This window comes from Flavobacterium daemonense (assembly GCF_007341385.1).
GTDB classification, from domain to species: Bacteria; Bacteroidota; Bacteroidia; order Flavobacteriales; family Flavobacteriaceae; genus Flavobacterium; species Flavobacterium daemonense.
The window spans coordinates 101934-127288 of record NZ_VJYD01000002.1 but is presented as its reverse complement, the minus strand read 5'-3'; the positions used below and the strand labels follow the sequence as shown (position 1 = coordinate 127288).

Annotated in this window: 19 protein-coding genes; 9 read left to right on the top strand and 10 right to left on the bottom strand. The window is 34.2% G+C overall.

The window, feature by feature from the left end; all coding sequences use genetic code 11:
- The first annotated feature begins 47 nt into the window (after positions 1 to 47).
- The 3 genes from FND99_RS02870 to FND99_RS02860 all read left to right on the top strand — a co-directional run bounded on the left by FND99_RS02870 (position 48) and on the right by FND99_RS02860 (position 2689).
- A complete protein-coding gene (locus FND99_RS02870; protein WP_144336494.1) occupies positions 48 to 1043 on the top strand; it encodes a TlpA family protein disulfide reductase in 996 nt (331 codons plus the stop codon).
- 92 nt (positions 1044 to 1135) lie between these two features.
- A complete protein-coding gene (locus FND99_RS02865; protein ID WP_144336493.1) occupies positions 1136 to 2131 on the top strand; it encodes a TlpA family protein disulfide reductase in 996 nt (331 codons plus the stop codon).
- 210 nt (positions 2132 to 2341) lie between these two features.
- Positions 2342 to 2689 carry a toxin-antitoxin system YwqK family antitoxin gene (locus FND99_RS02860; RefSeq protein WP_144336492.1) on the top strand — a complete coding sequence of 116 codons (348 nt, stop codon included), beginning with the start codon at positions 2342 to 2344 and terminating at the stop codon, positions 2687 to 2689.
- 54 nt (positions 2690 to 2743) lie between these two features.
- On the opposite strand, the gene FND99_RS02855 is transcribed toward FND99_RS02860, so the two are convergent.
- The 8 genes from FND99_RS02855 to FND99_RS02820 all read right to left on the bottom strand — a co-directional run bounded on the left by FND99_RS02855 (position 2744) and on the right by FND99_RS02820 (position 15761).
- Positions 2744 to 3856 carry a PepSY-associated TM helix domain-containing protein gene (locus FND99_RS02855; RefSeq protein WP_144336491.1) on the bottom strand — a complete coding sequence of 371 codons (1113 nt, stop codon included), beginning with the start codon at positions 3854 to 3856 and terminating at the stop codon, positions 2744 to 2746.
- A 263-nt stretch (positions 3857 to 4119) separates the two neighbouring features.
- Entirely contained in the window at positions 4120 to 6573 is a 2454-nt protein-coding gene (locus FND99_RS02850; protein WP_144336490.1) for a TonB-dependent receptor, read from the bottom strand.
- A gap of 118 nt (positions 6574 to 6691) precedes the next feature.
- Positions 6692 to 8239: a PepSY-associated TM helix domain-containing protein gene (locus tag FND99_RS02845; protein WP_144336489.1), complete on the bottom strand. Its 1548-nt coding sequence runs from the start codon at positions 8237 to 8239 to the stop codon at positions 6692 to 6694.
- A 3-nt stretch (positions 8240 to 8242) separates the two neighbouring features.
- Positions 8243 to 8545 carry a hypothetical protein gene (locus FND99_RS02840; RefSeq protein ID WP_144336488.1) on the bottom strand — a complete coding sequence of 101 codons (303 nt, stop codon included), beginning with the start codon at positions 8543 to 8545 and terminating at the stop codon, positions 8243 to 8245.
- An 18-nt stretch (positions 8546 to 8563) separates the two neighbouring features.
- The gene (locus tag FND99_RS02835; protein ID WP_144336487.1) at positions 8564 to 8896 is read right to left on the bottom strand and encodes a hypothetical protein; all 333 of its coding nucleotides are present in this window, start codon (positions 8894 to 8896) and stop codon (positions 8564 to 8566) included.
- Between the two features lie 56 nt (positions 8897 to 8952).
- On the bottom strand, positions 8953 to 11433 hold the full coding sequence (locus FND99_RS02830; RefSeq protein ID WP_144336486.1) for a TonB-dependent receptor: 2481 nt from the start codon (positions 11431 to 11433) through the stop codon (positions 8953 to 8955).
- A 218-nt stretch (positions 11434 to 11651) separates the two neighbouring features.
- A complete protein-coding gene (gene odhB / locus FND99_RS02825; protein ID WP_144336485.1) occupies positions 11652 to 12893 on the bottom strand; it encodes a 2-oxoglutarate dehydrogenase complex dihydrolipoyllysine-residue succinyltransferase in 1242 nt (413 codons plus the stop codon).
- Between the two features lie 93 nt (positions 12894 to 12986).
- Positions 12987 to 15761, bottom strand: coding sequence for a 2-oxoglutarate dehydrogenase E1 component (locus FND99_RS02820; protein ID WP_144336484.1), 2775 nt, complete (start codon positions 15759 to 15761; stop codon positions 12987 to 12989).
- A gap of 116 nt (positions 15762 to 15877) precedes the next feature.
- Between FND99_RS02820 and FND99_RS02815 the strand changes: the two genes are divergently transcribed.
- Positions 15878 to 16429, top strand: coding sequence for a hypothetical protein (locus FND99_RS02815; RefSeq protein WP_144336483.1), 552 nt, complete (start codon positions 15878 to 15880; stop codon positions 16427 to 16429).
- A 103-nt stretch (positions 16430 to 16532) separates the two neighbouring features.
- On the opposite strand, the gene FND99_RS02810 is transcribed toward FND99_RS02815, so the two are convergent.
- Together FND99_RS02810 and FND99_RS02805 are read right to left on the bottom strand one after the other, a co-directional pair.
- Complete coding sequence (locus tag FND99_RS02810) at positions 16533 to 16886, bottom strand: hypothetical protein (RefSeq protein ID WP_144336482.1); 354 nt, start codon at positions 16884 to 16886, stop codon at positions 16533 to 16535.
- Between the two features lie 54 nt (positions 16887 to 16940).
- Complete coding sequence (locus FND99_RS02805; protein WP_144336481.1) at positions 16941 to 17915, bottom strand: polyprenyl synthetase family protein; 975 nt, start codon at positions 17913 to 17915, stop codon at positions 16941 to 16943.
- 266 nt (positions 17916 to 18181) lie between these two features.
- On the opposite strand from FND99_RS02805, the gene FND99_RS02800 reads away from it, so the two are divergent.
- The 5 genes from FND99_RS02800 (at position 18182) to FND99_RS02780 (ending at position 25157) form a co-directional block, all read left to right on the top strand.
- Positions 18182 to 18703, top strand: a complete 522-nt coding sequence (locus FND99_RS02800) for a YceI family protein (protein ID WP_144336480.1) — start codon at positions 18182 to 18184, stop codon at positions 18701 to 18703.
- 106 nt (positions 18704 to 18809) lie between these two features.
- Entirely contained in the window at positions 18810 to 19409 is a 600-nt protein-coding gene (locus FND99_RS02795) for a TetR/AcrR family transcriptional regulator (RefSeq protein ID WP_144336479.1), read from the top strand.
- 19 nt (positions 19410 to 19428) lie between these two features.
- Entirely contained in the window at positions 19429 to 20760 is a 1332-nt protein-coding gene (locus tag FND99_RS02790) for a TolC family protein (RefSeq protein ID WP_144336478.1), read from the top strand.
- A 9-nt stretch (positions 20761 to 20769) separates the two neighbouring features.
- Positions 20770 to 21837: an efflux RND transporter periplasmic adaptor subunit gene (locus tag FND99_RS02785; protein ID WP_144336477.1), complete on the top strand. Its 1068-nt coding sequence runs from the start codon at positions 20770 to 20772 to the stop codon at positions 21835 to 21837.
- A 143-nt stretch (positions 21838 to 21980) separates the two neighbouring features.
- Positions 21981 to 25157, top strand: a complete 3177-nt coding sequence (locus FND99_RS02780; RefSeq protein ID WP_144336476.1) for an efflux RND transporter permease subunit — start codon at positions 21981 to 21983, stop codon at positions 25155 to 25157.
- Positions 25158 to 25355 lie beyond the last annotated feature (198 nt).

Here is a 25355-nt window from a genome sequence, read left to right as displayed (position 1 = left end):
GTTATTTCTTTAGATTTGAATTTACCAAAAACCAAAAATTAATAAATATGAATAAATGCTTTGTTTTAGCCTTAATGATTTTTAGTATTCTGAGCAGTTGCAATCAATCTGAAGGTAAAGTAAAATTTACCGCAAATATTTCAAATAGAAATAGTGACAGTTTAGTTTTGACTGGAGCAGATAATTTTAAAAAAGTGATTTTAATTAATAAAAAAGGATCTTTTGAAGCCAATTTCGAAGTAGTAAAAGGATTTTATGATTTATTTGATGGGAATAATTATCTGCATTTATATCTGAAACCAAATGCTGAAATAAATCTAACATTTGATGGAAAAGATATTTCGAAAACCATTCTTTATGAAGGAAAAGAGGTAAATGAAAATAACTTCTTGGCAAAATATGCTTTAAAAAACGAAAAATTTAAAGACGAAGCTTTAAAAAAAGAACGTCTTGATTTTGTATCTCTTGTAGAAAAGGAGAAGAAAGCAGATTTACAAGGTATTAATAACGGAAATTATGATTCAGGTTTTAAAGATACAATGACAAAGGTGTTTGAGGCATTTTATAATGAATTATCGAAAGAATATGAAGATGGATCAAAATTACGTGAGTTAAATAATAAAGGTGCCAGCGAATTTGAATACGAAAATCATAAAGGTGGAAAAACAAAACTATCAGATTTTAGAGGAAAATATGTCTATATAATTTTTTGGACATTTTGGAACGATAAATATTTGGAGGAATATAAGTATATAAGAACAATTGTAGACAAATATAAAGACAAGAATATTGTATTTGTGAGTGTTTCAATAGACGAACAGTATGAACATGATTCATGGAAAAAGTATATAAATGAGAAGAAATTAGACGGAATTCAGCTTTTTTCAGATCACGGATTCAAATCTGATTTTATTACAAAGTGCAATATTAAAGAAGTTCCTGAATACGTATTAATAGATCCAAAAGGTTATATTTTAGAAACTGATGCTTGGGAGCCAGCTTCACTATCACTTCAATCACAACTCGCGACTTTATTAAAATAAGTCATAGATGATGCTAAATTTTTTGTTAATTGTTAAATTTTGCAGTTCTAATTCTTTAGATTTGATATGCTAAAAACAAATCTTACGCTATTATGAAGAAACTTTTTGTTGCAGGTTTAGTACTTTTTAATGCTTTAAATATCATTGGTCAAAGCAAAAATTCAGTAAAGTTTACAGCTAAAATCGCCAATAGAAATAGCGACACTTTAGTTATAAAAGGAAAAGATAATTTTAAACAAGTTATTCCGATTAATAATAAAGAGGTTTTTGCTGCAACTTTTGATGCTCCTCAAGGATTTTATGTTTTTTCTGACGGGACCGAATCTTCTAGATTGTATTTAAAACCTAATTCGGAGGTAAATTTGACTATGAATGCCAAAGAATTTGATGAAACGATTGTTTACAGTGGAAAAGGTGTAAATGAAAGTAATTTTTTGGCGCAACAAGCCTTGAGAAATGAAAATTTTGAAAACGAGGCTTTTTCTAAAGAACCAGCAGAATTTCAAGTGTTATTGGAAGCGAAGAAAAAAGCTGATAATGAAAGTTTAGAGAAAGGAAGATTTGATCCAGCTTTTGTAACTGCAATGCTTGGTAATTTTAAGAACTTTACTCAATTCTCCCTTGAGCGTTATGAAAGTGCCTATAAGGCAAGTAAGCTTAACGGAAAACCTTCGCCTGAATTTGACTATGAAAACTATAACGGAGGAAAAACAAAACTTTCTGATTTAAAAGGAAAATATGTTTACATTGACCTTTGGGCAACTTGGTGTGCACCTTGTAGAGCTGAGATTCCTTATCTCCAAGAGATGGAAGAAAAATATCACGGAAAAAATATTGAATTTGTAAGCATTTCTATTGATAAGGCAAAAGACAATGAAAAATGGAAGAAATTTGTTACTGACAAAAAATTGGGAGGAGTTCAATTATTTGCTGATAAAGACCGGGAATCTGAGTTTGTTGTTAACTATGGTGTAACAGGAATTCCGAGATTTATAATTGTAGACCCAAAGGGTAATATTGTAAAATCGGATGCGCCAAGACCTTCTGATCCTGAGTTGGATAAACAGTTGAATGCATTATTGAACTAAATTATTTACAGAATCGATAACGTTATCGTAACATTTGAATTTTTATAAAATGTCAATAAAACCAGTGCCTGAGCGCTGGTTTTTTTATTTTTAAAAGATTTCCAATGTTAAGTTTTTACACAATGTTACCAAATTGTTAAGCAAAAGTTTTTTTAATGTAAACATTTGATTATATTTGATAAAGATTTCTTAACATTAATACCTACAGATATGAAAAAGAGTGTGATTTTAGCTGCGTTGTTGTTCTCTGGAATGATGTTTGCGCAAGAAACTAAACCTGAATTAGAAGCCGTTGGAAACAAGGTAAAAGCTACTTATTACTATGAAAATGGTAAAGTACAGCAAGAAGGCTTTTTTAAGGATGGTAAACTAGATGGTGTTTGGGTATCTTATGACGAAAAAGGAAATAAAAAAGCCGTTGGAGAATACACAGACGGAGTAAAAACTGGAAATTGGATTTTCTTTAATGAAGAAGGTCTAAAAGAAGTAGCTTATGTTGACAGTAAAGTTAGCTCAGTGAAAAATTTACAGAAAAATGCTTTAGCAAACAGAAATTAATTGATTTCGACAAATTATAAAAAAACCGTCCCGTTAAAAAAGGGGACGGTTTTTTTATGCCTTCTTTTTTTTAGATTTTTTTCTTCTTCCATACCAAATTACAAAACCAGTAACTGGCAAAGCAGAAGCAAGCAAACTGATTACAAAAGCGATAATCTTTCCAGGCAAATCTAAAACTTGTCCGGTGTGAATTCCATAATTCATTTCGACAACTTGTAATCCAAGGGTTTTTTTATCAAAAGGCTGGCTTTTCATTAATTTTCCATCAGAAGGATGAAAGTAATAATTACTCTGTTGGTCGTATCGCAGCGTATGCGGATAGGCGCCCGTACTCACAATGGCATTTTTTTGTTGCGGCACCATGACAAAATACATTTCAGCTTTTGGCTGGAGTTGCAGTGTTTGGACAAAAGCTTTGTCAATCGCGTTAACAGAAATTGATTTGAATTTAGTGGTATCAATTACAGGTAATTTTGTTTCGACTGTTTTGTCTCCGCCCAAATTGAAAGATTTGTAAATTCCGTCGCCAACCCATTCGTAGGTAAAAGTTAAACCAGTAACGGCAAGAACCAGCGCAATCAATGCAATATAAAATCCAGAAGTATTGTGCCAGTCATAATTTACACGACGCCATTTGGCATTCCATTTAATGGTGAAACTTCTTCTGATATCACTTTTTCTTTTTGGCCACCATTGAATAATTCCGGAAATCAATAGTAAAATAAAAATGATTGTCGCGCCGCCAATAATATGTTTTCCTATATAATCTGGCAAAAGCAAATACAAATGAATGTATTCAACAATGATGAAAAAATCGGTTTTGGGATTTTCGGTTTTTAAATATTGACCTGTGTAGGGATTAAAATAAAGATATAAATTCTCCGTATCAGAATAGGTGTAAACAATTGCAGAGCGGTTTTTTCCGTAATAAGCGATCATGCTTATTTTGTTTTTTGGAACAATTTCTTGTGCTTTTTCTTTTAAAACCGATGGCAGCAAAAATGGCTTATTCTGAGGTTCTACCAATCGCCATTCTTTTCTAGTAATATCTTTTATTTCATCGTGAAAACAGAAAATACAGCCTGTAATACAGACAATAAAAACAATAAGCCCGGAAATTAATCCGAGCCATTTATGCAGAAAACGTATTTTCGTTTTGAAACTCATTTTTAAAAAGAAATCTTTTGTCCGGCAAAAATACCACTAAAAGGTATTAAACTTAGCTCGTTGAGTGTAATTCATAAATTTTTTATTCAACACATAGAAACATAGATTTTATTTCTAGAAAAGATGCTAAAAAAGAAACTAGTTTCTAACACATAGCTAACTATGTTTGTTTAAAACAAGTGAAACGCCTTTTTAAGCATTCCAAATCTATCCCGAGGCTTCGGGACTATGTGTTTAAATTAATTTCACCAAAAGGATTAAACTTAAAATTTATAAGTTATACTTCCCATAAAAGTTCTTGGCGCTTGCACATTTACAGTGGTATAACCATTAAAATAAAGTTCATCTGTAAGGTTGTCAACTTTTAACGAAAGTCTGTATTTTGGTTGATCGTAATAAAATGTAGCATTTACAATTGAATAAGATGGCAAGATGAAAGTTTCAACATCTGCAGGATTTCCTGAACCTGATGGATTTCTATTGTAAACAAAAGTTTCGCTGCCGTAATTTCCTCCAACACCAAAACCTAATCCTCTTAATTTAGAAGTCTGCAAACTATAGCTAATCCAATAATTAATTAAATTTTCAGGACCAGCCGTTTCAGGTCTTAAACCATTTACATCAGCATTTGCGTTGTTTAGTTTGCTGTTGTTATTAGCATATCCAAAAATAAGGTTTAAGCCAGAAAACGGATTTGCAGTAACTTCAGCTTCAAAACCTTTGCTTGTTTGATTACCGTCTTGAACGTTTGTGTTGACCACTTGTCCGGCACGAACAATATTTTTTACATCAATATTATAGTAGCTTAAATTCGCGCTCAATTTGTCTTTCAGGATATTTAATTTCAAACCAGCTTCAAACTGATTTGCTTTTTCAGGATCAAATTGTTTTAATTCCGGATTTCCATTTACGTTTGCAAATAGATATCCAATGTTTTTAAAACTATTTTGGTAGTTTCCAAAAACAGAAACTTTGTCTTTTATGATTTGATAAACAAGCCCAAGTTTTGGTGAAAAAGTATTTTGCGAAAAAGCACCAGAATTAATATTTGTAGAAGGATCGTACGTTCCGTTATTCTTATAATTATCAAAACGCAAAGCAGCCGATAAAATTAATTGATCAGTAATATTGATAACATCAGCAGCATACAAACTGTACGTTGTCAAAGAAGTAATGGTTCTGTATTGATAACCATTTACAAATAATGGCTCAATATTATTTGGGTTGAAATTGTAATAATTAGAATTTGCAGCAGAATAATCTACAATATCATAATCTGTTTTGAATGGATTATTCGGGTCGCCACCAAGATATCCAATACTGCTGTTAGTTTCAGATCTCAAAATATCACCGCCAAAAAGCAATCGATGTTTCATTCCAAAAAGTTCTGTTTGGCCATTAAAGTTTTGCTGGAACTCAACAATATTGTCTTTCCCAACCATATTCCAGGCATTTCTTGACATTTTGTTGTTTCCTAACAAATAGAACCAAGCCTGAGGTCCGTCTGATTGATTGGCGCTTGAACTGAAAATAGTCTGTGATTTCCAGTTGTCATTGATTTGATAATGCGCTTGCGCAAAAACATTGGCAGTTTTAGTATCCATCATGAATTCACCACCAGTAAAAGATCTTTTCCAGTCTCTAGCAATATCATTTGCATTGTATAAATTAATGCTTTTTGGAGTTTGTCCGTACGGAATATAAGTAAATGCTGGCGATGATGAATTAACCGATGATAATTCGGCATCGATCGAAATCGTCAGTTTGTCATTTATTTTATATAAAAAAGAGGGAGCAAAAAAGTAGCTTCTGTTTTTTCCGTAATCCTGAAACGTATTTGCGTCGTTATAAGCCGCATTAATTCTTAACAAAGCTGTTTTTTCTTCATTTAAAGGAGTATTAAAATCGGCTGATAATCGATTTAAACCATAACTTCCTGATTGATAACTGATATCTCCTCCAAAATTTTCTGTTGGTTTTTTGGTAACTCTATTGATTAATCCACCATAAGAAGTTAAGATACTTCCAAAAAGCGTTGCCGAAGGTCCTTTAATACTTTCGATTCTTTCTAAGTTTGCCGCGTCAACAGTGTTAGTGATTTTTCCTGCGATTCCATCTCTTAATAAACTCTGCGTTACAAATCCGCGCGATGCAAAATAAGAACCTCCATCACCAACTTTTCCGCTCGCAGCCCAAAGTTGATACAATCCAGGTACATTTTTTAAAGCATCATCTTGGTTGATAACCAATTGATCTCTCATCAAACTTTTAGGAACAACGCTATAAACTTGCGAATTTTCAAGATTATTAATCGGCATTCTAGCTACAAAAGGGCTCTCAGATTTGTTGTATTTATTGATATTTCCTTTAACATAAACTTCTTCAAGTTCTTCAGTATTGGTAGAAATTGTGAAATTTTCAATGATTTCAGGTTCACCACTAACAATAATTTTCTTTTCTTTTGAAGTATGACCAACTGCCGAAACGCGAAGTGTATAACTTCCTTCGCTGATATTTTTTATTTCGTATAAACCTTGGCTGTCTGTAAGAGCACCAATTTTAGTTCCTCTTAATTGTACTGAAACATTTTCTAAAGGTTCGCCATTTGCAGACGAAATGGTTCCTTTGATAACTGTTTTTTGTTGTGCGAAAACTGATGTTTGTGCAAAAAATATAAAGCAAAAACTAATTAATGCTATTGCAAACTTTCCCTTCATTTTTATTTAGAATAAATATTGATTAGGCAAAAGTAAGACTAATAGTTTATATGACCAATTGTAATTTTGAGACTATTTAAAAAAAAATGAAATAAAGTAAAAAGGAATTTTTTAACGGCTAATTCGAATTTTTTGGTTTTAAATGATAAGCAACGTATAACGATATGGAAGCCAGGAAGATCCAGAAAACATCAATAAAGAAAATCTGAATTTTGTTTTGCATGAACGAATTCCAAAACCAGTTTCCAGTTACAATTCCGTTTGTAACAGGAATTAAAAAACCTAAAATACTACCTGAAATTAGGCAGAATTTATTGGTAAAAGAATCATCTTTTTTGATGATAAAGAAGATTATAAGCAACAACCATCCACCAAAATAAAGCGTAAATAGATTAGATTGACTTAAAGGATAAAATATTTTGCTTCCAATAAAAGCCAAAGCGGTGATAGGATACATACTCAAACAAATGGCCAAATATATTCGGACAACGACTGCATTGAAACGTCTTTTCTTTTCCGGAAGATTGTTTTTTTGTCTAGCAACCAACCAAATCATAACGCCTGAAATGATGACAAAACAAGTTATAATTCCTAAAATAAAACTGATGATTTTTAATGCATAACCGCCGTAATCACCAAAGTGAATTCGGTACAAAACATTTTTCACAATATCCAAATAGCTGGTTTGTGAAACAGGATCTTTTTTGGCAATTACTTTTCCATCGGCAACACGAAAATCAATTTTTCCTATTTCCGTAAATTTTTTGTGATTCAGCATTTCGCCTTCGACCATAACATGCATATTCGCATCGCCATAATTTTGGATGAAAACACGTGTAATTTCAAAATCGGCCCAATTGCTTTTTGCTTTTGCTACAAGTTCGTTTACATTAAAAGGATTTGCTAGTTTTTTGTTTTCAAATTTATAGTCGGCATCAATATATTCAAGTTCCTTATATAATTTGTTTTGATCGCCTCCGTACAATGCCATCACGGCCGGCGCAACAATCAAAAGTTTAATCATAAAAAAAGCTCCCGTAACCGCATAAACAAATTGAAAAGGAAGATCAATCATTCCTAAAGCCGTATGTGCATCTGTCCAAAGTGTTTTTAATTTTTCTTTTGGACGAAACATATAAAAGTTCGATACAATTTTGTTCCAATGGAGCAAAACTCCTGTTATGATGGCAAATAAGAAAAATAAAGCCGTAAATCCTGAAAGATAGTAGCCAATAGGATATGGAATTTGAGCAAAAAAATGCAGACGATATAACAATTCACCTAATGAATAAGATTCTTCATAAGTATATGATTTGTAATTTTTGTTATTCAGATAAAAAAACTGTCCTTCTTTTTGTTTGGCTGGAGCCAAAGTATCTTTGGTTCCTTCCATACTAACGGCAACTCTATCTTCGATTGAAGGTTTTGAGATCGTAATATTTCTTCCGTGTAAAATATATTTTTTGTCAAGATGCTGTAGTGCATTGTTGTAATCTAGCTGAATTTCTTTTGTTAAAGCTGTAGATTCACTTCTTTCCCAATTGATGATTTCATCTCTAAAAAAAGAAAAAGACCCAGCGAAGAAAATCACAAAAAGAGCTACACTTATGACAATGCCACTAACAGTATGCGTATGAAAATAGATATTATAATTACGGTTGTTCATAAATTAATGCGCCGTTTGATTATAGGTTTGACCTAAGTAGATAAAAAGACAAAAAAGTAGACTCAATAAAATGTAGATACCCCAGATTTTCCAGCCGCTTTTTGCTAAAAAAGCTATTATCATTAATGCTGTCCAAAGAATAAATCCGCTGAAAGCCATTGTAATCAAGACATCAGCACGATTGAACCAAGCGGCTAAAGCCAAATGAAAACTTATTGTTACAAAATAGCCTCCTAAAATAGCAGCTGTAATTTTGGAAAAACGAGGCCAAAAGGCAGGTGTCAAATATTTTGGATTTGCTGGCATAGCGTAATGTAGACTGGTTTAGTTGTAGTAGAATTCCAAAATTGCGATAAAAACAAGCAGTGCTAAAAGTGCTTTACTGTTTACTTTTTTTAATGGAGTCAGAATAATTATCAAACTTCCAACGGTCATCAGCTGAATGAAAAACATCAAAGTGCCACAACCCAAAGATTTTGTAAAAAGCCACATTGCATATGCAGATGCAAGCAGGATTAATCCTGTGATTTTGGTTTGTTTTGGATTTTTCTTCATCCATTTTTCAAACCCAAGATCATAAGATAAAACGGCTCTTTTTGAAGTGTAATACAAGGTGTAAAAAGCTAAAAAAACGATAAGGCTGGCTATTGTTATCATAATTTATAGAATTTAAAAACACCTTTCTGGTTTAGCAGAAAGGTGTTTTTTGTTTATTAGAATCTATAAGAGAAACTTGCTGCTGCGCTTCTCATGTTTCTTGGGTGGATTGTAGACCAACCATCATAAGTGTCAACGTTTGCAATATTGTCAAGTTTCAGCGTCAATGTGAATTTTTCTGTTCCGTAGAAAATCGAAGAATTTAAAACAGTGTAAGATGGAATTGTAAATTGACCAACTACATTTCTGTTCATAATTAAGTTCTTGTCAGCATAGTTTCCTCCAAAACCTAAACCAAAACCGTTCAAGTCTCCTTCTGGGAATTTATAACTAGCCCAGAAGTTTACTAAGTTTCTTGGTCCCGAACTCTCAGGTCTATGTCCTACGAAAGAAGGATCACCTGCATTTAAAATTGCATCAACATAGCTGTATCCTGCAACAATGTTTAAACCGTCAATTGGATTTGCAATAAATTCTGCTTCAAAACCTTTGTTTCTTTGTGCTCCATCTTGAAACGCTGTTTGAGTTGTAGCTGTATAAACGATATAAACCTGATCTTTTACTTGAATATCATAGTAGCTGAATGTAGCGTAAAGTTTGTCTTTAAATATGTTTAATTTAGTTCCAACTTCAAACTGATTAGCATGCTCTGGTTTAAAAGTTCTTGGACGTCTGCTTCCATCAGATAAGATTTCTGTAACAGGAGCAGAGTTTGCAAAACCATCCATGTAATTGGCAAAAATCGATACTTTGTCGATAATTGGCTGGTAAACCAATCCGAATTTTGGAGAAAATGCAGTTTGGTTAAAATCATCATCTTTTGTAGAAAGATCACCAGCAGTCATAAAACGGTCAACACGTAAACTTGCCATTGCAGATAAAGCAGGAGTAAAGTTGATTACATCAGAGAAATACGCGCTATAAACTTCTTGTTTTGTTTTAGCGTTTGTCATAGTTGCATCAGCTAAAAGTGCATCAGATCCAGCTTTTGTTAATTTTCCGCTATCTCCGTTTGTGATGTATTTTGCAGGATCAGTAATTCCGAAAACTTCTTCGTTTACTGTTTTTGTGTCAAGGTTTCCAATGTAAATTCCTCCATTTGAAACATAACTTGAACCATTATCAATACCGCCTCTGTTGAAATAATCTAGACCAGCAACGATTCTGTTTCTCATGTTTCCGATAACAAAATCACCAATAAAGTTTTGTTGAATATCAGTTGTAAGCGTAGTCGAGTTTTGGTAATTCATATAACGACCTAAAACAATTCCTTCGGTAATTCCAGGATAGGATTGTGTTCCTTCGTATAAGTAAGAGTAATATCCATCTGATTTTGATGAACCTCTAGAAACAACAGTTTGTGAAGTCCATTGATCATTGAATTTATACATCATTTGTCCTTGAAGGTTGTATGATGGAGTTTTGATTGACAATTCGTTGCTAGTGTACGAACGTTTGTTGTCATAACCTAATTCGTCAATATTGTGAACTCTAAGCGGTGCGCCTCTGTCTAAAAACAACATAGTAGGATTTGTTGCTTCGTTGCTCATGAATTCTGTATTGATGAAAAACGAAAGTTTATCGCTTACTTGGTAAGATAAAGATGGAGCAAAGAAAAATGATTTTCTGAATCCAGCATCCTGAAAACTGTTTTCAGTGTGGTAAGCCGTATTTAAGCGAAAGTTTACTTTGTGCTCTTCGTCCAATGGAGTGTTAACATCAACAGTAACTCGGTTTAAGCCGTAGCTTCCGGCAGTATAGTTTACCTCGCCACCAAAGTGGTCGTAAGGTTTTTTAGTAGTGATATTAATTAAACCACCGTACGAAATTAGGCTGCTTCCGAATAAAGTTCCAGATGGTCCTTTGATTACTTCGATTTTGTCGATGTTTGCAGGATCTAAGCTTCCGTTTGTTAATCCTGGCAATCCATTAATCATAGTGGGCTGAACAGCAAATCCTCTTAAAGAGAAATAACCTGCACCATCGCCACCACGTCCAGTTGAAGCCCAAAGCGGTGTTAGTCCTGGAGCGTTTTTAAGAGCGTCGTCAAAATTTGTAACAACTTGCTCTTTTAAAAGTTCACTTGTGATTGTAGTATAAACTTGCGGATTTTCAAGATTTTTAAGTGGCAATCTTGATACTTGTTGTGTTTCTTTACGCGCTAAAGGATTTTTTTTACCGTTTCCACTTATTACGATTTCGTCTAATTGCTCAGAATTTGAAGTAATCGTGAAGTTTTCGATAATTTCATCGCCACTATTAAGTGTGATGTTTTTTTCTTTTGAAGTATGACCAACCGAAGAAACTCTAAGAGTATAGTTCCCTGGTTTTATGTTTTTGATTTCGTAATTACCGTTGCTGTCGGTGTTGGTTCCAATTTTTGTTCCTTTTAGTACAATTGAAACGTTGTCTGCAGCTTGATTATTAGCTAAGTTGATTTGACCTTTAATTGTTGCTTTTTGTTGTGCCCAAGCTGATGTGCTTGAAAACAAAACAAAAAACAAAGCCAAGAGCGAAATGGTAAATTTATATTTCATTTTTATTTAGAATTGATTTGAATAACGCAAATTTATGTCTTGATCGCCAGCTATACAAACTATTTTTATTTATTCTAAATAAATTATTTTTTAGTGGTTAAAATTTTGATTAATTCAAAAAATTAACATCTTAAGTCAATCTTAAGTTAATTTTAAGCAAAAAAAAACCTGTTCCTTTGAGAGAACAGGCCTTTTATATGGTTAAAAATTACTTGAAATTACAACTCTAAAGCACGTTTAGCGTCGCCATTCATCAATAATTCTACTGGATTTTCTAAAGCTTCTTTAACAGCAACCAAGAAACCAACAGACTCACGTCCGTCGATGATTCTGTGATCGTAAGAAAGAGCAACGTACATCATTGGGTGAATTTCCACTTTACCGTTTACAGCGATTGGACGTTCGATGATGTTGTGCATTCCTAAAATTCCTGATTGAGGAGGGTTGATGATTGGAGTAGATAACATACTTCCGAATACACCACCGTTAGTGATTGTGAAAGTTCCTCCAGTCATATCGTCAACTGTAATTTGACCATCACGAGCTCTTAAAGCTAATCTTTTGATTTCAGCCTCAATTCCACGGAAAGTTAATAATTCAGCATTACGAACAACAGGAACCATTAATCCTTTTGGTCCAGAAACTGCGATTGAGATATCAGCAAAATCGTAAGCGATTTTGTAGTCACCATCCATCATTGAGTTAACATCTGGATATAATTGTAAAGCTCTTGTAACTGCTTTTGTAAAGAATGACATGAAACCTAAACCTAAACCACCATGTTTAGCTTTGAAAGCATCTTTGTATTCATTACGAATTTGGTTGATTGGCGTCATGTTTACTTCGTTGAAAGTAGTAAGCATAGCTGTTTCGTTTTTAGCCGAAACTAATCTTTCTGCTACTTTACGACGCAACATAGATAATTTTGTGCGCTCAGTTCCACGGCTTCCTCCAGTTGGAGTTCCCATAGAAGGCACAGCGTTTACAGCATCATCTTTAGTAATTCTTCCTCCTTTTCCAGTTCCTGAAACTGTTGCTGGAGCAATATTTTTTTCATCTAATATTTTTCTTGCTGCAGGAGATGGAGTTCCAGCTGCATAACTTGGTGCCGCTGCTGGTGCCGGAGCTGCTTTTGGAGCCTCAGCTTTTACTTCTGCTTTTGGTGCTTCCGCTTTCGGTGCCTCAGCTGCTGGTGCTGCTGGAGCGCTTCCTGCAGGTTTTGCAGCATCTGTATCAATTAAACAAACTACAGCGCCTACTGCTACTGTATCACCTTCTTCAGCTTTTAGTGTAATTACACCGCTCATTTCAGCAGGTAATTCAAGAGTAGCTTTATCTGAATCAACTTCAGCAATAGCTTGATCTTTTTCTACATAATCTCCGTCTTTTACTAACCAAGTTGCAATTTCAACTTCTTTTATTGATTCCCCTGGTGATGGGACTTTCATTTCTAAAATCATCTTATTTCTTTGTTTAAGGTTTTTATGGTTTCAAGTTTCAGGTTTCAGGTTGTTAAACTTGAAACTTAAAACTTGAAACTTGAAACATTTTTTTTATCTGAATAAATTTTTATCGAATACCATTCTAATTGCATCTGCATGACGACGTTTTGCACGTGTATAACTTCCAGATGCTGGAGCAGCATAAGCTTTTAATGAAGCCAATCTCCATTTTACAAGATCGAAGTTCATTAACATAAAGCTGTAAGCTCCCATGTTTTTAGGTTCTTCCTGAGCCCAAACATAATCATCAGCGTTTGGATATTTAGCAATGATTTCTTTAAGCTGTTCTGCTGGGAAAGGGAATAATTGCTCGATACGAACAACTGCAACGTCATTTCTTCCGTTGTTTTCTCTTTCTGCAACAATATCGTAGTAGAATTTACCTGTACAGAATACTAAAGTTTTTACTTTCTTTTTATCTACTGTATTATCGTCAATTGTTTCTTGGAAACTTCCTGTTGCTAATTCCTCAACTGTTGATACACATCTTGGATCACGCAATAAACTTTTTGGAGAGAAAACTACCAATGGCTTACGGAAATTTGTTTTCATTTGTCTTCTCAACAAGTGGAAAAAGTTAGCTGGAGTTGTACAGTCAGCAACATACATATTTTGTCTTGCACAAAGTTGTAAGTAACGTTCCATTCTTGCAGAAGAGTGTTCAGCACCTTGTCCTTCATATCCGTGAGGCAATAATAAAACGATACCGTTTTGGTTGTTCCATTTATCTTCTCCACATGAAATATATTGGTCAATCATGATTTGAGCACCGTTAGAGAAATCTCCAAATTGTGCTTCCCAGATTGTTAACGCTTTTGGGTTTGCTAATGCATATCCGTAATCAAAACCAAGAACTCCGTATTCAGATAAAAGTGAATTGAATACACCGAATTTTCCTTTTTTGTTTTCGATTCCGTTTAATAAAATTACTTCTTCTTCAGAATCTTCTACTTTCACAACCGCATGACGGTGAGAGAAAGTTCCTCTTTCAACATCCTGACCAGAAATACGAACATCAAATCCTTCTGTTAAAAGTGAACCGTAAGCAAGTGCTTCTGCAGTTCCCCAATCCAGTGTATTGTTATCGTATCCAAGTTTTCTATCCGTAACAATTTTTGTTATTTTATTGATGAATTTCTTGTCTGAAGGTAAAGTTGAGATTGTGTTGATGATAGAATCCAATCCTTTTTTGTCAAAAGTAGTGTCAACTTTCTCAAGCATTTGTTTGTCAGTTACCTGAACAAATCCTTCCCATTCGTTTTTCATGAATGGAGTAATGATCGTCAAATCTTTTTTACGCGAAGCTTCAAGATTTTGTTCTAAAGCTGATTTGTATTCTTTTTCTAAAGCATTAACATAAGAAGCATCAATTACGCCGTCAGAAAGTAATTTTTCTGCGTAAATGTCTCTTGGGTTTTTATGTTTAGCAATGATTTTATATAAAACTGGTTGCGTGAAACGAGGTTCATCACCTTCGTTGTGACCATATTTTCTGTATCCTAATAAATCGATAAATACGTCACGTCCAAACTGCATTCTGTAGTCTAATGCAAAAGATACAGCGTGTACAACAGCCTCAGCATCATCAGCATTTACGTGTAATACTGGAGATAAAGTTACTTTAGCAACGTCTGTACAATAAGTAGATGAACGAGCGTCTAAATAGTTAGTTGTAAATCCAACTTGGTTGTTGATCACAATGTGGATTGTTCCTCCAGTTTTGTAACCATCAAGTTGTGCCATCTGAATGATTTCGTATAAAATACCTTGACCTGCAATTGCAGCATCTCCGTGAACGGCGATAGGTAATACTTTAGAGAAATCGTCAGCGTAATATTTATCTTGTTTTGCTCTTGTGATTCCTTCAATTACAGCTCCAACGGTCTCTAAGTGAGAAGGGTTTGGTGCTAAATTGATGTTGATGCTTTTTCCAGATCTTGTTTTCTTGTCTGCAGTAAGACCTAAGTGGTATTTTACGTCACCGTCAAAATATTCCTGATCGTAATCTTTTCCGTCAAACTCACCAAAAATATCTTGAGTAGATTTTCCGAAGATGTTTGCCAAAACGTTCAAACGACCACGGTGTGCCATTCCCATTACGAATTGTTCAACACCTTTTTCAGCAGCTTGCTCGATTAAAGCATCTAAAGCTGGGATGATAGATTCTCCACCTTCTAATGAGAAACGTTTTTGTCCAACATATTTAGTATGAAGGAAGTTCTCAAAAGAAACCGCTTCGTTTAATTTATTTAAGATCGTTTTCTTTTCTTCTGTAGAGAAATTAGGCTGATTAACATTTACAGATAATTTATCCTGAATCCATTTTACAACACCAGGATTCCTGATGTACATATATTCAATACCAATATGCTGGCAGTAAATAGCCTTAAGTCGATTTACAATATCTTCTAAAGATGAAGGCACCATTCCAATTGTCTGAGCAGCATCAAAAACAGTAGAAAGATCTGCAGCTGATAATCCGAAATTTTCAATATCTAAAGTTGGAGAAGACTGTCTGCGGTCACGAACTGGGTTTGTTTTTGTAAACAAATGCCCGCGCGTGCGGTATCCGTCAATTAATTTAAGAACATTAAATTCTTTTTTTAGTTTTTCTGAAACCTGACTGTAATCTGTGTTTGGGCTAGTCACATACTCAACTACCGTCTGCACTGGATTTTCGTCATTATAAACGGTTTGTCCAAAGTCAAAACCTTGAAAAAAACTTCTCCAGCTAGGCTCAACGCTGTCTGGGTTTACTAAATATTGATCGTATAATTGTGCAAAAAACTCTGTATGCGCTGCATTTAAAAATGAAAACCTATCCATAATATTAGTGAATATACTTTTTGTTAAATAGAATCGCAAAAGTACAACAATCACATTTATTTAGATCTTTTTTTTACGTACTTTTACGTAAAAATTTGTTAAAATAAACGTTAACTATGAAGAAAAATCAAATTTCAATCGTTTTCAAATCTTTTTTTGTGATTTTGGCGGTATTATTTTCAAACTCCGGAAAGGCACAACAAAATTATGTCATTGACAACAGCAATCATTTTTGGGATAAAGTACAGTTTGGAGGCGGATTAGGATTAGGTTTCGGATCTGGTTACACCAATATTTCGGTCATGCCGAGTGCTATTTATAACATTAATCCAATAGTTTCTGTAGGTGCTGGATTGCAATTTGGTTATTTATATCAAAAAAATTATTACGAATCTTTTGTTTGGGGTGGAAGCGCGATTGTACTTGTAAACCCTATTCCGCAAGTTCAATTATCTGCCGAACTAGAGCAGGTTAGAGTAGATACTCAATATGAACAATATTATAATCAGCCGAGCTATTCTGATTCTTACTGGAATACTGCCCTATATCTTGGAGCTGGTTACCGAACAGGAAACGTGACAATTGGCGGGCGTTATGATGTTTTATATAATCCGAATAAAAGCCTTTATGGGTCTGGATTTATGCCTTTTGTGAGGGTTTATTTTTAGAGGTTCAAAGGCTCATAGTGGCAAAGGTTCAAAGGTTTTAAAGTTGATCGCAAAGAGAGAAACCTCTGTTGCTTTGCAACTTTGCGACTTTGCCCCTAAAATTTTATCTAAAATTTTTTCGAAACCAAACTTTCTGCCATTCTCTTTTTAAAATTAAAAAAGCAACTTGTTCTGCAAGAATAACTAAATCTGAGCCATCGAGTTGTTTGATCTCGTTTTCGGGAACATCGATAATATAAAGCAGGTTCAAATATTCAGCAAATTTATACTGAATCATTCGGTAGATTTTTTCGTGTAGCTGGATTTTTAATTCATCGGGAGAAATGCTCAATGGAAAATCAATTCCTTCATTGGCCAAATTGAAATCTTTGTTTATTTGTTCAATCAGATTTAAATATAAAGTTTCTGCTTGCGCCTGTGCTAACAAAGATTCTGTATTTATTGGTGCTGCAAACATTTGTTTTTAGATTTTAGATTTTTTTTGAACACTTAATCACTGATAAACTGAATACTATACTTTTCTCCCCATTAAATTTTCACCGAATGTTCTTAGGATATTTTTCTTTTCAGAATTGATGTCCATTTTTTCTAAAGTTTCGAAGGCTTTAAAAGTGTACATTTCGATTGCATCTTGCGTTGCTTTTGAAGCTCCAGATTCGTTGAAAATAGCTTTGGCAGTTTTAATTTTTTCTGAATTGTCTTCTAACTGCAAGCGGAATAATTTTTCTAATTCTGAAGCCTTTTCTTCAGATGAAAATTCCAATGCTTTTAAATATAAATACGTTTTTTTGTTTTCAATAATATCGCCTCCAACTTGTTTTCCGAATGTTTTCGGATCTCCAAATGCATCCAAATAATCGTCTTGTAATTGAAATGCCAAACCTAAATTAAGTCCGAAATCATAAATCAAATCGGCTTCTTTTTCTGAAGTTTTGGCAACAATTGCTCCCATTTTCATAGCGGCCGCAACCAGAACAGCAGTTTTGTATTCGATCATTTTTAGGTATTCCGGAATCGTAACATCGTTTCTTTCTTCAAAATCAACATCCCACTGCTGGCCTTCGCAAACTTCAAGAGCTGTTTTGCTGAATAGTTTTGCCAAGTCCCTAAAAACGGCTGGTTCGTATTGCTCGAAATATTGATAAGCCAGAATCAGCATGGCGTCACCAGACAAAATTCCGGTGTTGATATTCCATTTTTCGTGAACTGTTTCTTCTCCTCGTCGTAGCGGAGCATCGTCCATAATATCATCGTGAACTAGCGAGAAATTATGAAAAACTTCAACGGCCATTGCGGCTGGCAAAGCGATTTTGTAACTGGTGTCAAAAACTTCTGAAGCCATTAATGTCAGTACCGGACGCATTCTTTTTCCGCCAAGCCCTAAAATATATTCAATAGGCTCATAAAGATTTTTGGGTTCTTTTTGTATGCTTTGGTTTTTTAGGTAACTAATAAAAAAATCTTGGTACTGACTTATATCGTGCATAAAATGAAATTCTGATTTACGAGGCTCAAAGATACAATTCAATTATGAATTATTATGCCGTAAAAACAAAATGCTGCGAAAGATTGAAAGTTTGCTTTTCAAAGAAAATAAAACGAAAAGTTAAAATAAATAAAAAAAACACGGAAACTTTTTTGGTATTCAGAGTTTCCTATCTATATTTGCATCCGAAATTGGAAACTCAGAACACTGAAAAAGTTTCCTTAATAATTTTAAGTGTTCTACAAAATAATATAAATCAGATATTTATGAAAACAACTTGGACTTTAGATTCGACACAATCAGATGTTTTAATAAAAATGAGACACTCTAAAATTTCTTATTTAGGAGGTCTTACAAATAAATTTGGCGGTTATGTGAGTATCGAGGATAATGAAATTGAAGATGCATCGGTAGAGTTTTCATTAGACATTAATAATAAAACTGAAAGCTTTCAGCAAGTGGATTCACATTTGCAGCTGCATGATTTTTTTGAAGAAGATGAACATCCGATCATCAGTTTCAAATCGACTTCTTTTCAAAAAATAAACAATAACATCAATTTTTTTAAAGGCGATTTAACAATAAAAGACGTGACTCGAGTTGTTGAGCTTGATGCAGAATTTATTGGTGTAAATACGTATAATGGAGAGAAAAAAGTAGCCTTTGAAATTAAAGGAGATATCAAACGCCAAGACTTTGGATTGGATTATAACTCGTTTAATCATCAAAACGGCGAAGCGCTTGGAAAAGATATAAAACTTATTGCAAATCTAGAATTTAGCATATAAATCTTACATAATGAATAAATTAATGTAAAATTATTACAAATATAATGGAAACTGTTTTTCTGACTTTAGTTTCCTGATTATATTTGTAGTACAATTGAGAGTCAAAATGAAAGAGAAAATCATATCAAAAGCTAGTGAACTGTTTTTAAAACTTGGTTTTAAAAGTGTTACGATGGATGATATTGCAGGCGAAATGTGTATTTCGAAAAAAACGATTTACAAATACTTCTGTAATAAGGAAGTTTTAATTGAAGAGAGTACATCAATGGTTCATAAACAAGTACATGAAGTTATTGATACCATTGTGGCAAGAAAATACAATGCTATTCATGAAAATTTTGAAATCAGAGAAATGTTTCGTGATATGTTTAAAAATGCTACCGATACTTCTCCTCTATATCAGCTTAAAAAACATTACCCAGAAATTTATCAAAATGTAATGACGCATGAAATCGACCAATGCAATCATTATTTTAAAGATAATATTTTAAAAGGAATTCGAGAAGGTTTATATCGAAATGATCTGAACATTGATCTGTATGTAAAATTTTATTACACTTTGATTTTCCATATTAATGAAACCACAGTTTCTGAAAGAGAAGCACAAAAAATTGAATTAGAAGCTTTGGAATATCATACTCGAGCAATGGCAACAGAAAAAGGAATTGAAGAATTAGAGAAACAACTTAAAAAAATCACCGCTTAATCGCCAATATATATAATTTATGAAAAAAATAATTGTAATACTTTTGTGCAGTCTAGGCCTTTCAGCCCATGCGCAAGTAACCTTAACCTTGAAAGACGCGCTTGTTTATGCGCTTCAAAATAAAGCCGAAGCCAAAAAGGCAAAATTAGAGGTTGAAAACAGCGAATACAAAATTCAGGAGATTCGCTCGAGAGCACTTCCTCAGATTTCTGCAAACGGAAACTTGACTCATAATCCAATAATCCAGACAACAGTTATTGATGGAGCAGGTTTTGGTCAGCCAGGAACTACGATTCAGGCGGCATTTGGTCAAAAATGGACTTCAAACGCTGGAATTACATTAAGCCAGGCGATATTTGATCAATCTGTATTTACAGGTTTGAGAGCTGCAAAATCTACTCGTGAATTTTATCAAATCAATGATCAATTAACAGAAGAACAAGTTATTGAAAGAGTAGCAAATAACTATTATTCTGTTTACGTACAGCGCGAAAGATTAAAATTGCTTGACAGTACTTATTTTAATACTACAAAAGTTCACGATGTTGTAAAAGGACAATTTGATAATGGTTTAGCTAAGAAAATTGATTTAGACCGTATTATTGTAAAATTGTCAAACATTGATACTGATCGTCAGCAAGTTAAAAATCAAATTGAATTGCAAGAAAATGCTTTGAAGTTTTATATGGGTATGCCAATTGAAACTCAAATCATTATCCCAAAAGAAGAATTTGAGGCTGTTCCTGCATCATTAACAGAAGTTCCAAATGTAGAAAACAGAACAGAATATCTGCTTTTGAAAAAACAAGAAGAGCTTTTAGTATTCAATAAAAAAGCTGTCGAGGCCGGTTATTATCCAACACTTTCTTTAGTTGCTGGTTACAATTATATTGGTCAGGGGCCGCAAATGCCTTGGTTTGCAAAACCTTCTGATGGGGTTTATTGGTCAGATTACTCTGCAATCGGATTAAATTTACACGTTCCGATTTTTACAGGATTTGGAACTCGTGCTAAAGTAAGACAAGCCGATATCGAAATCAGATCGCTTCAAGAAGACATCAAAGACACTAAACTTTCTCTTGATTTGGATTACAGAAATGCAATGGCGCAAATCGAGAACAATATGGTGACGATCCAAAACCAACAAGAAAATATGCGTTTAGCTCGTGAAATTTTGAGCAATACAAAAAATAATTATCTGCAAGGTTTAGCATCTTTAACCGATTTATTAGATGCTGAAAATGCACATCAAGAAGCTCAAAACAATTACACTAGAGCTGTTTTAAATTATAAAATTGCCGAAGTGGCATTAATCAAATCAAAAGGCGAACTAAAAACTCTTATTAAATAACTAATTACAATGAAGAAAACTATTATAACAATCGTAATCATAATCGCAGCTTTGGGTGTGATTGGATATGTTTTAAATAACAATAAGAAAAAGAATAAGGAAAAAACAGATATCGTAGCTGAGAAAAATGCTGCCGTTTCAGTTAAAGTGACTCCGGTAAAAACAGAAGTAGTTTCATTGGATTTTGTTGCTAACGGAAACTTTGCTCCAACTCAGGAATTGACTTTCTCTGCTGAAAAATCTGGAAAAGTAATTAGTGTTTTAGCTAAAGAAGGTGACTACGTACGTGTTGGTCAGACTTTGTTGACAGTAAGAGGCGACATCATTAATGTAAATGCACAACAAGCTCAAGCAGTTTATAATAATGCAAAATCTGATTATGCGAGATATGAAAACGCTTTTAAAACTGGCGGAGTTACAAAACAGCAATTAGATCAAGCAAAATTAGCTTTGACAAATGCGCAGTCAAACTTGACTCAAGCAAACATCAATGTTGGTGACACAAAAGTAAAAGCGCCAATCAACGGATTTATCAATAAAAAATACATTGAGCCAGGTTCTATCTTAACAGGAATGCCTGCAACTGCATTATTTGATATCGTTAATACTTCAAAATTAAAATTGACTGTTACGGTAAACGAAAACCAAGTAGCAAGCTTGAAATTACATGATAATATCAATGTTACGGCGAGTGTTTATCCAGATAAAACTTTCCCAGGAAAAATCACTTTTATCGCTGCAAAAGCAGATGCTAGTTTGAACTTCCCAGTTGAAATTGAAATTACAAATAATTCTAACAACGACTTGAAAGCAGGTATGTACGGAACTGCAAATTTTGCATCTAAACAACAAAAACAAAACTTAATGGTTGTACCAAGAAATGCATTTGTTGGAAGTGTTAGCAGTAATGAAATTTTTGTAGCCGAAAATGGAGTTGCAAAATTGAAAAAAGTAACTGCAGGAAGAATCTTAGGAGATCAAGTAGAAATCTTAAGCGGATTATCTGACGGAGAAAAGGTTATCACTACAGGTCAAATCAACCTACAAGACGGAAATACAGTAGAAATTATTAAATAAGCTTTTTTTAAGCTTTAGGCAATAAGCTATAAGCATTTTAAAAAAGCCTAAAGCCTATAGCTTACTGCCTATAGCATTAAAAAAGATGAAATTAAACCTTAAAGCTTAAAGCCTACAGCCTAAAGCCTATAGCATTAAAAAGTATGAAATTAGCCGAAATATCCATAAAACGTCCGTCGCTGGTAATTGTATTGTTTACAATTCTGACTCTTGGTGGATTGTTCAGCTACAGCCAATTGGGCTATGAGCTGATCCCAAAATTTGAACAAAACGTTATTACAATTTCTACTGTTTATCCTGGAGCTTCTCCAAGTGAGGTAGAAAATACGGTAACCAAAAAAATAGAAGATGCGATTGCGTCTTTAGAGAACGTAAAAAAGATTGACTCAAAGTCGTATGAAAGTTTGTCGATCGTTTCGATCACGCTGACATCAAACGCAAAAGTCGATTTCTCTTTGAATGATGCACAGCGAAAAATCAACGCGATTATCAGTGATTTGCCAGACGACGTAAAAACGCCAGCATTGACTAAATTCTCGCTGAGTGATTTGCCAATTATGACGCTTGGTGCCAATGGAAAAATGGATGAAGCTGCCTTTTATGACTTAATTGACAAAAAAGTAGCACCAATTTTATCTCGTGTACAAGGTGTGGCGCAGGTAAACATTATTGGTGGTTCTGAGCGTGAAATTCAGGTGAATCTTGACGCTGTAAAAATGCAAGGTTACGGACTTTCTGTTCCTCAGGTACAGCAAAATATTTTGACTTCAAACTTAGATTTCCCAACAGGAAACATCCAAACTAGAAATCAAAAAATATTGATTCGTTTAGCGGGTAAATATAAAAGTGTTGAAGAATTAAGAAATCTTGTGGTTTCTTCTCAAAACGGAATTCAAATTCGTTTAAGTGATATTGCCGATGTTCAGGATACTCAAAAAATCGCTGAAAAAATATCACGTGTAGATCAAAAAAGTGCGATCGTATTGCAAATCATTAAACAATCTGATGCAAATGCGGTTGCGGTAAGTGAGCAATTATTAAAAACAATTGCCGTTCTTGAAAAAGATTACAAAGAAAACCAACTTAAACTAGAAGTGGCAAAAGACAGTACAGTTTTTACACTTGAAGCAGCAGATTCTGTAGTACACGATTTATTGATTGCGGTAATTCTGGTTGCATTTGTAATGTTGTTTTTCCTTCACAGTATTAGAAACTCATTAATCGTAATGGTTTCGATTCCTGCGTCGTTGATTGCAACTTTCATCGGGATTTACTTAATGGGATATACTTTGAACTTAATGAGTTTACTTGGTTTATCTCTTGTTGTTGGTATTCTTGTGGATGACGCGATTGTGGTATTGGAGAATATTTACAGGCACATGGAAATGGGTAAAAGCCGAATCCGTGCCTCTTATGATGGAACAGCTGAAATTGGTGGAACCGTAACTTCAATTACATTAGTAATTGTTGTAGTATTCTTGCCTATTGCAATGAGTTCTGGATTGGTTTCTAACATCATTACACAATTCTGTGTTACGGTAATTATTTCAACGATGTTGTCATTGTTGGCTTCATTCACCATTATTCCTTGGTTGTCTTCTCGTTTCGGGAAATTAGAGCATATTGAAGGAAAGAATTTATTTGGAAGAATCATTCTTGGTTTCGAAAACTATTTGACACGTTTTACGGATTGGATTTCTCATTTACTGACTTGGTGTTTAGATCATTATATTAAAACTTTTGTTGTTGTAATTGTATTGTTCTTTGCTTCAACTATTGGATTAATGGCGGGAGGCTTCATTGGAGGAGAGTTCTTTGCTTCTTCTGATAGTGGAGAGTTCTTGGTACAAATTGAAATGCCAAAAGATGCTTCGTTAGAACAGACGAACTTCATGACGCAAAAAGCTGAGGCGTTCTTAAAAACACAAGAATATGTTCACAGTCAAATTACAACTGTGGGACAAACTTCTGAAGGTTTCAGCGGAACACAAGCTACAGCATATAAAGCCGAGATTGATGTTAAAATGATCGATCAAAAAGACCGTACTGATGATGCTTCTGTTTATGCAGCAAAAATGAAACTTAAGTTAGAAAAAGTATTAGTTGGAGCGAAAGTTAAAACGGTTCCGGTTGGTATTTTAGGAACAGCTGAGGAAGCTCCTATTGCTTTGGTTGTAACTGGTCCTTCTACAGAAGCTGCTATGGCATTTGCTAAACAAGCTGAAGCAGAATTGCGTACTATTCCCGGAACAACTGAGATCAAATTAACAGTTGAAGATGGAAACCCTGAGATCAACGTAAAAGTAGATCGTGATAAAATGGCTGCTTTAGGTTTGACGCTTCAAACAGTTGGTTTAACTATGCAGACTGCTTTTAGCGGAAATACAGATGGTAAATACAGAGCTGGAGAATATGAGTACGATATCAATATCAAATATAATGCATTCGACAGAAAAAGTATTACTGACGTAAGTAATCTGATTTTCATCAACAACGCTGGACAGCAAATTAAATTAAACCAGTTTGCTGATATTACTGAAGGTTCTGGACCTAGCCAGTTGGAGCGTAGAGATAAATCGGCTTCGGTTACTGTTCAAGGACAAAATGTTGGGGTTCCAGCCGGTACAGTGGTTACGCAGTGGGAACCAAAATTAGAAAAATTGAAAAAACCTGCAGGTGTAAATTATATCTGGGGCGGTCAGCAAGAGAACCAGTCTGAGGGATTTGGTACTTTAGGAATTGCGTTATTAGCCGCTATTATTTTAGTTTACCTTGTAATGGTGAGTTTGTATGACAGTTTCGCGCACCCATTCGTAGTATTGTTTGCTATTCCGCTTTCGTTTATCGGGGCGATGCTGGCACTGGCGTTGACAAACAACTCATTAAACATCTTTACCATTTTAGGTATCATCATGTTGATTGGTCTGGTGTGTAAGAATGCGATCATGCTTGTCGATTATACGAACCAAAGAAGAGCGGCTGGAGAATCAATCAGAAACGCATTGATTCAGGCAAACCACGCTCGTTTGCGTCCGATCTTGATGACAACAATTGCGATGGTATTTGGTATGTTCCCAATTGCGTTGGCAAAAGGAGCAGGAGCGGAGTGGAAAAACGGTTTGGCTTGGGTAATTATTGGAGGATTGATTTCTTCTTTATTCTTAACCTTGATTGTGGTTCCTGTAATTTATAATATCATGGAGAAATTGATTCAGAAATTCTCTAAAGGAGAAAAAATCGATTACGAAGCTGAAATGGTGGCTGATTATACGCCAACAGAATTAAGCGAAGACGGTTTTAATCCAAAACATACCCATTAATTTTGATTTAATTTTAGACGAAAAGTCCCAAATTCCATTACGGAGTTTGGGATTTTTTTTGTTTCGTCATAATAGAGAATAAAAATATTTCACGCAGATTTAATAAAAGATTTAAGCAGATAAGCGCAGATCTCTTCTAATTTGATCTGCTAAATCTGCGTGAAAAACTATACACAGTTTTCATTATTGTTAATCGAA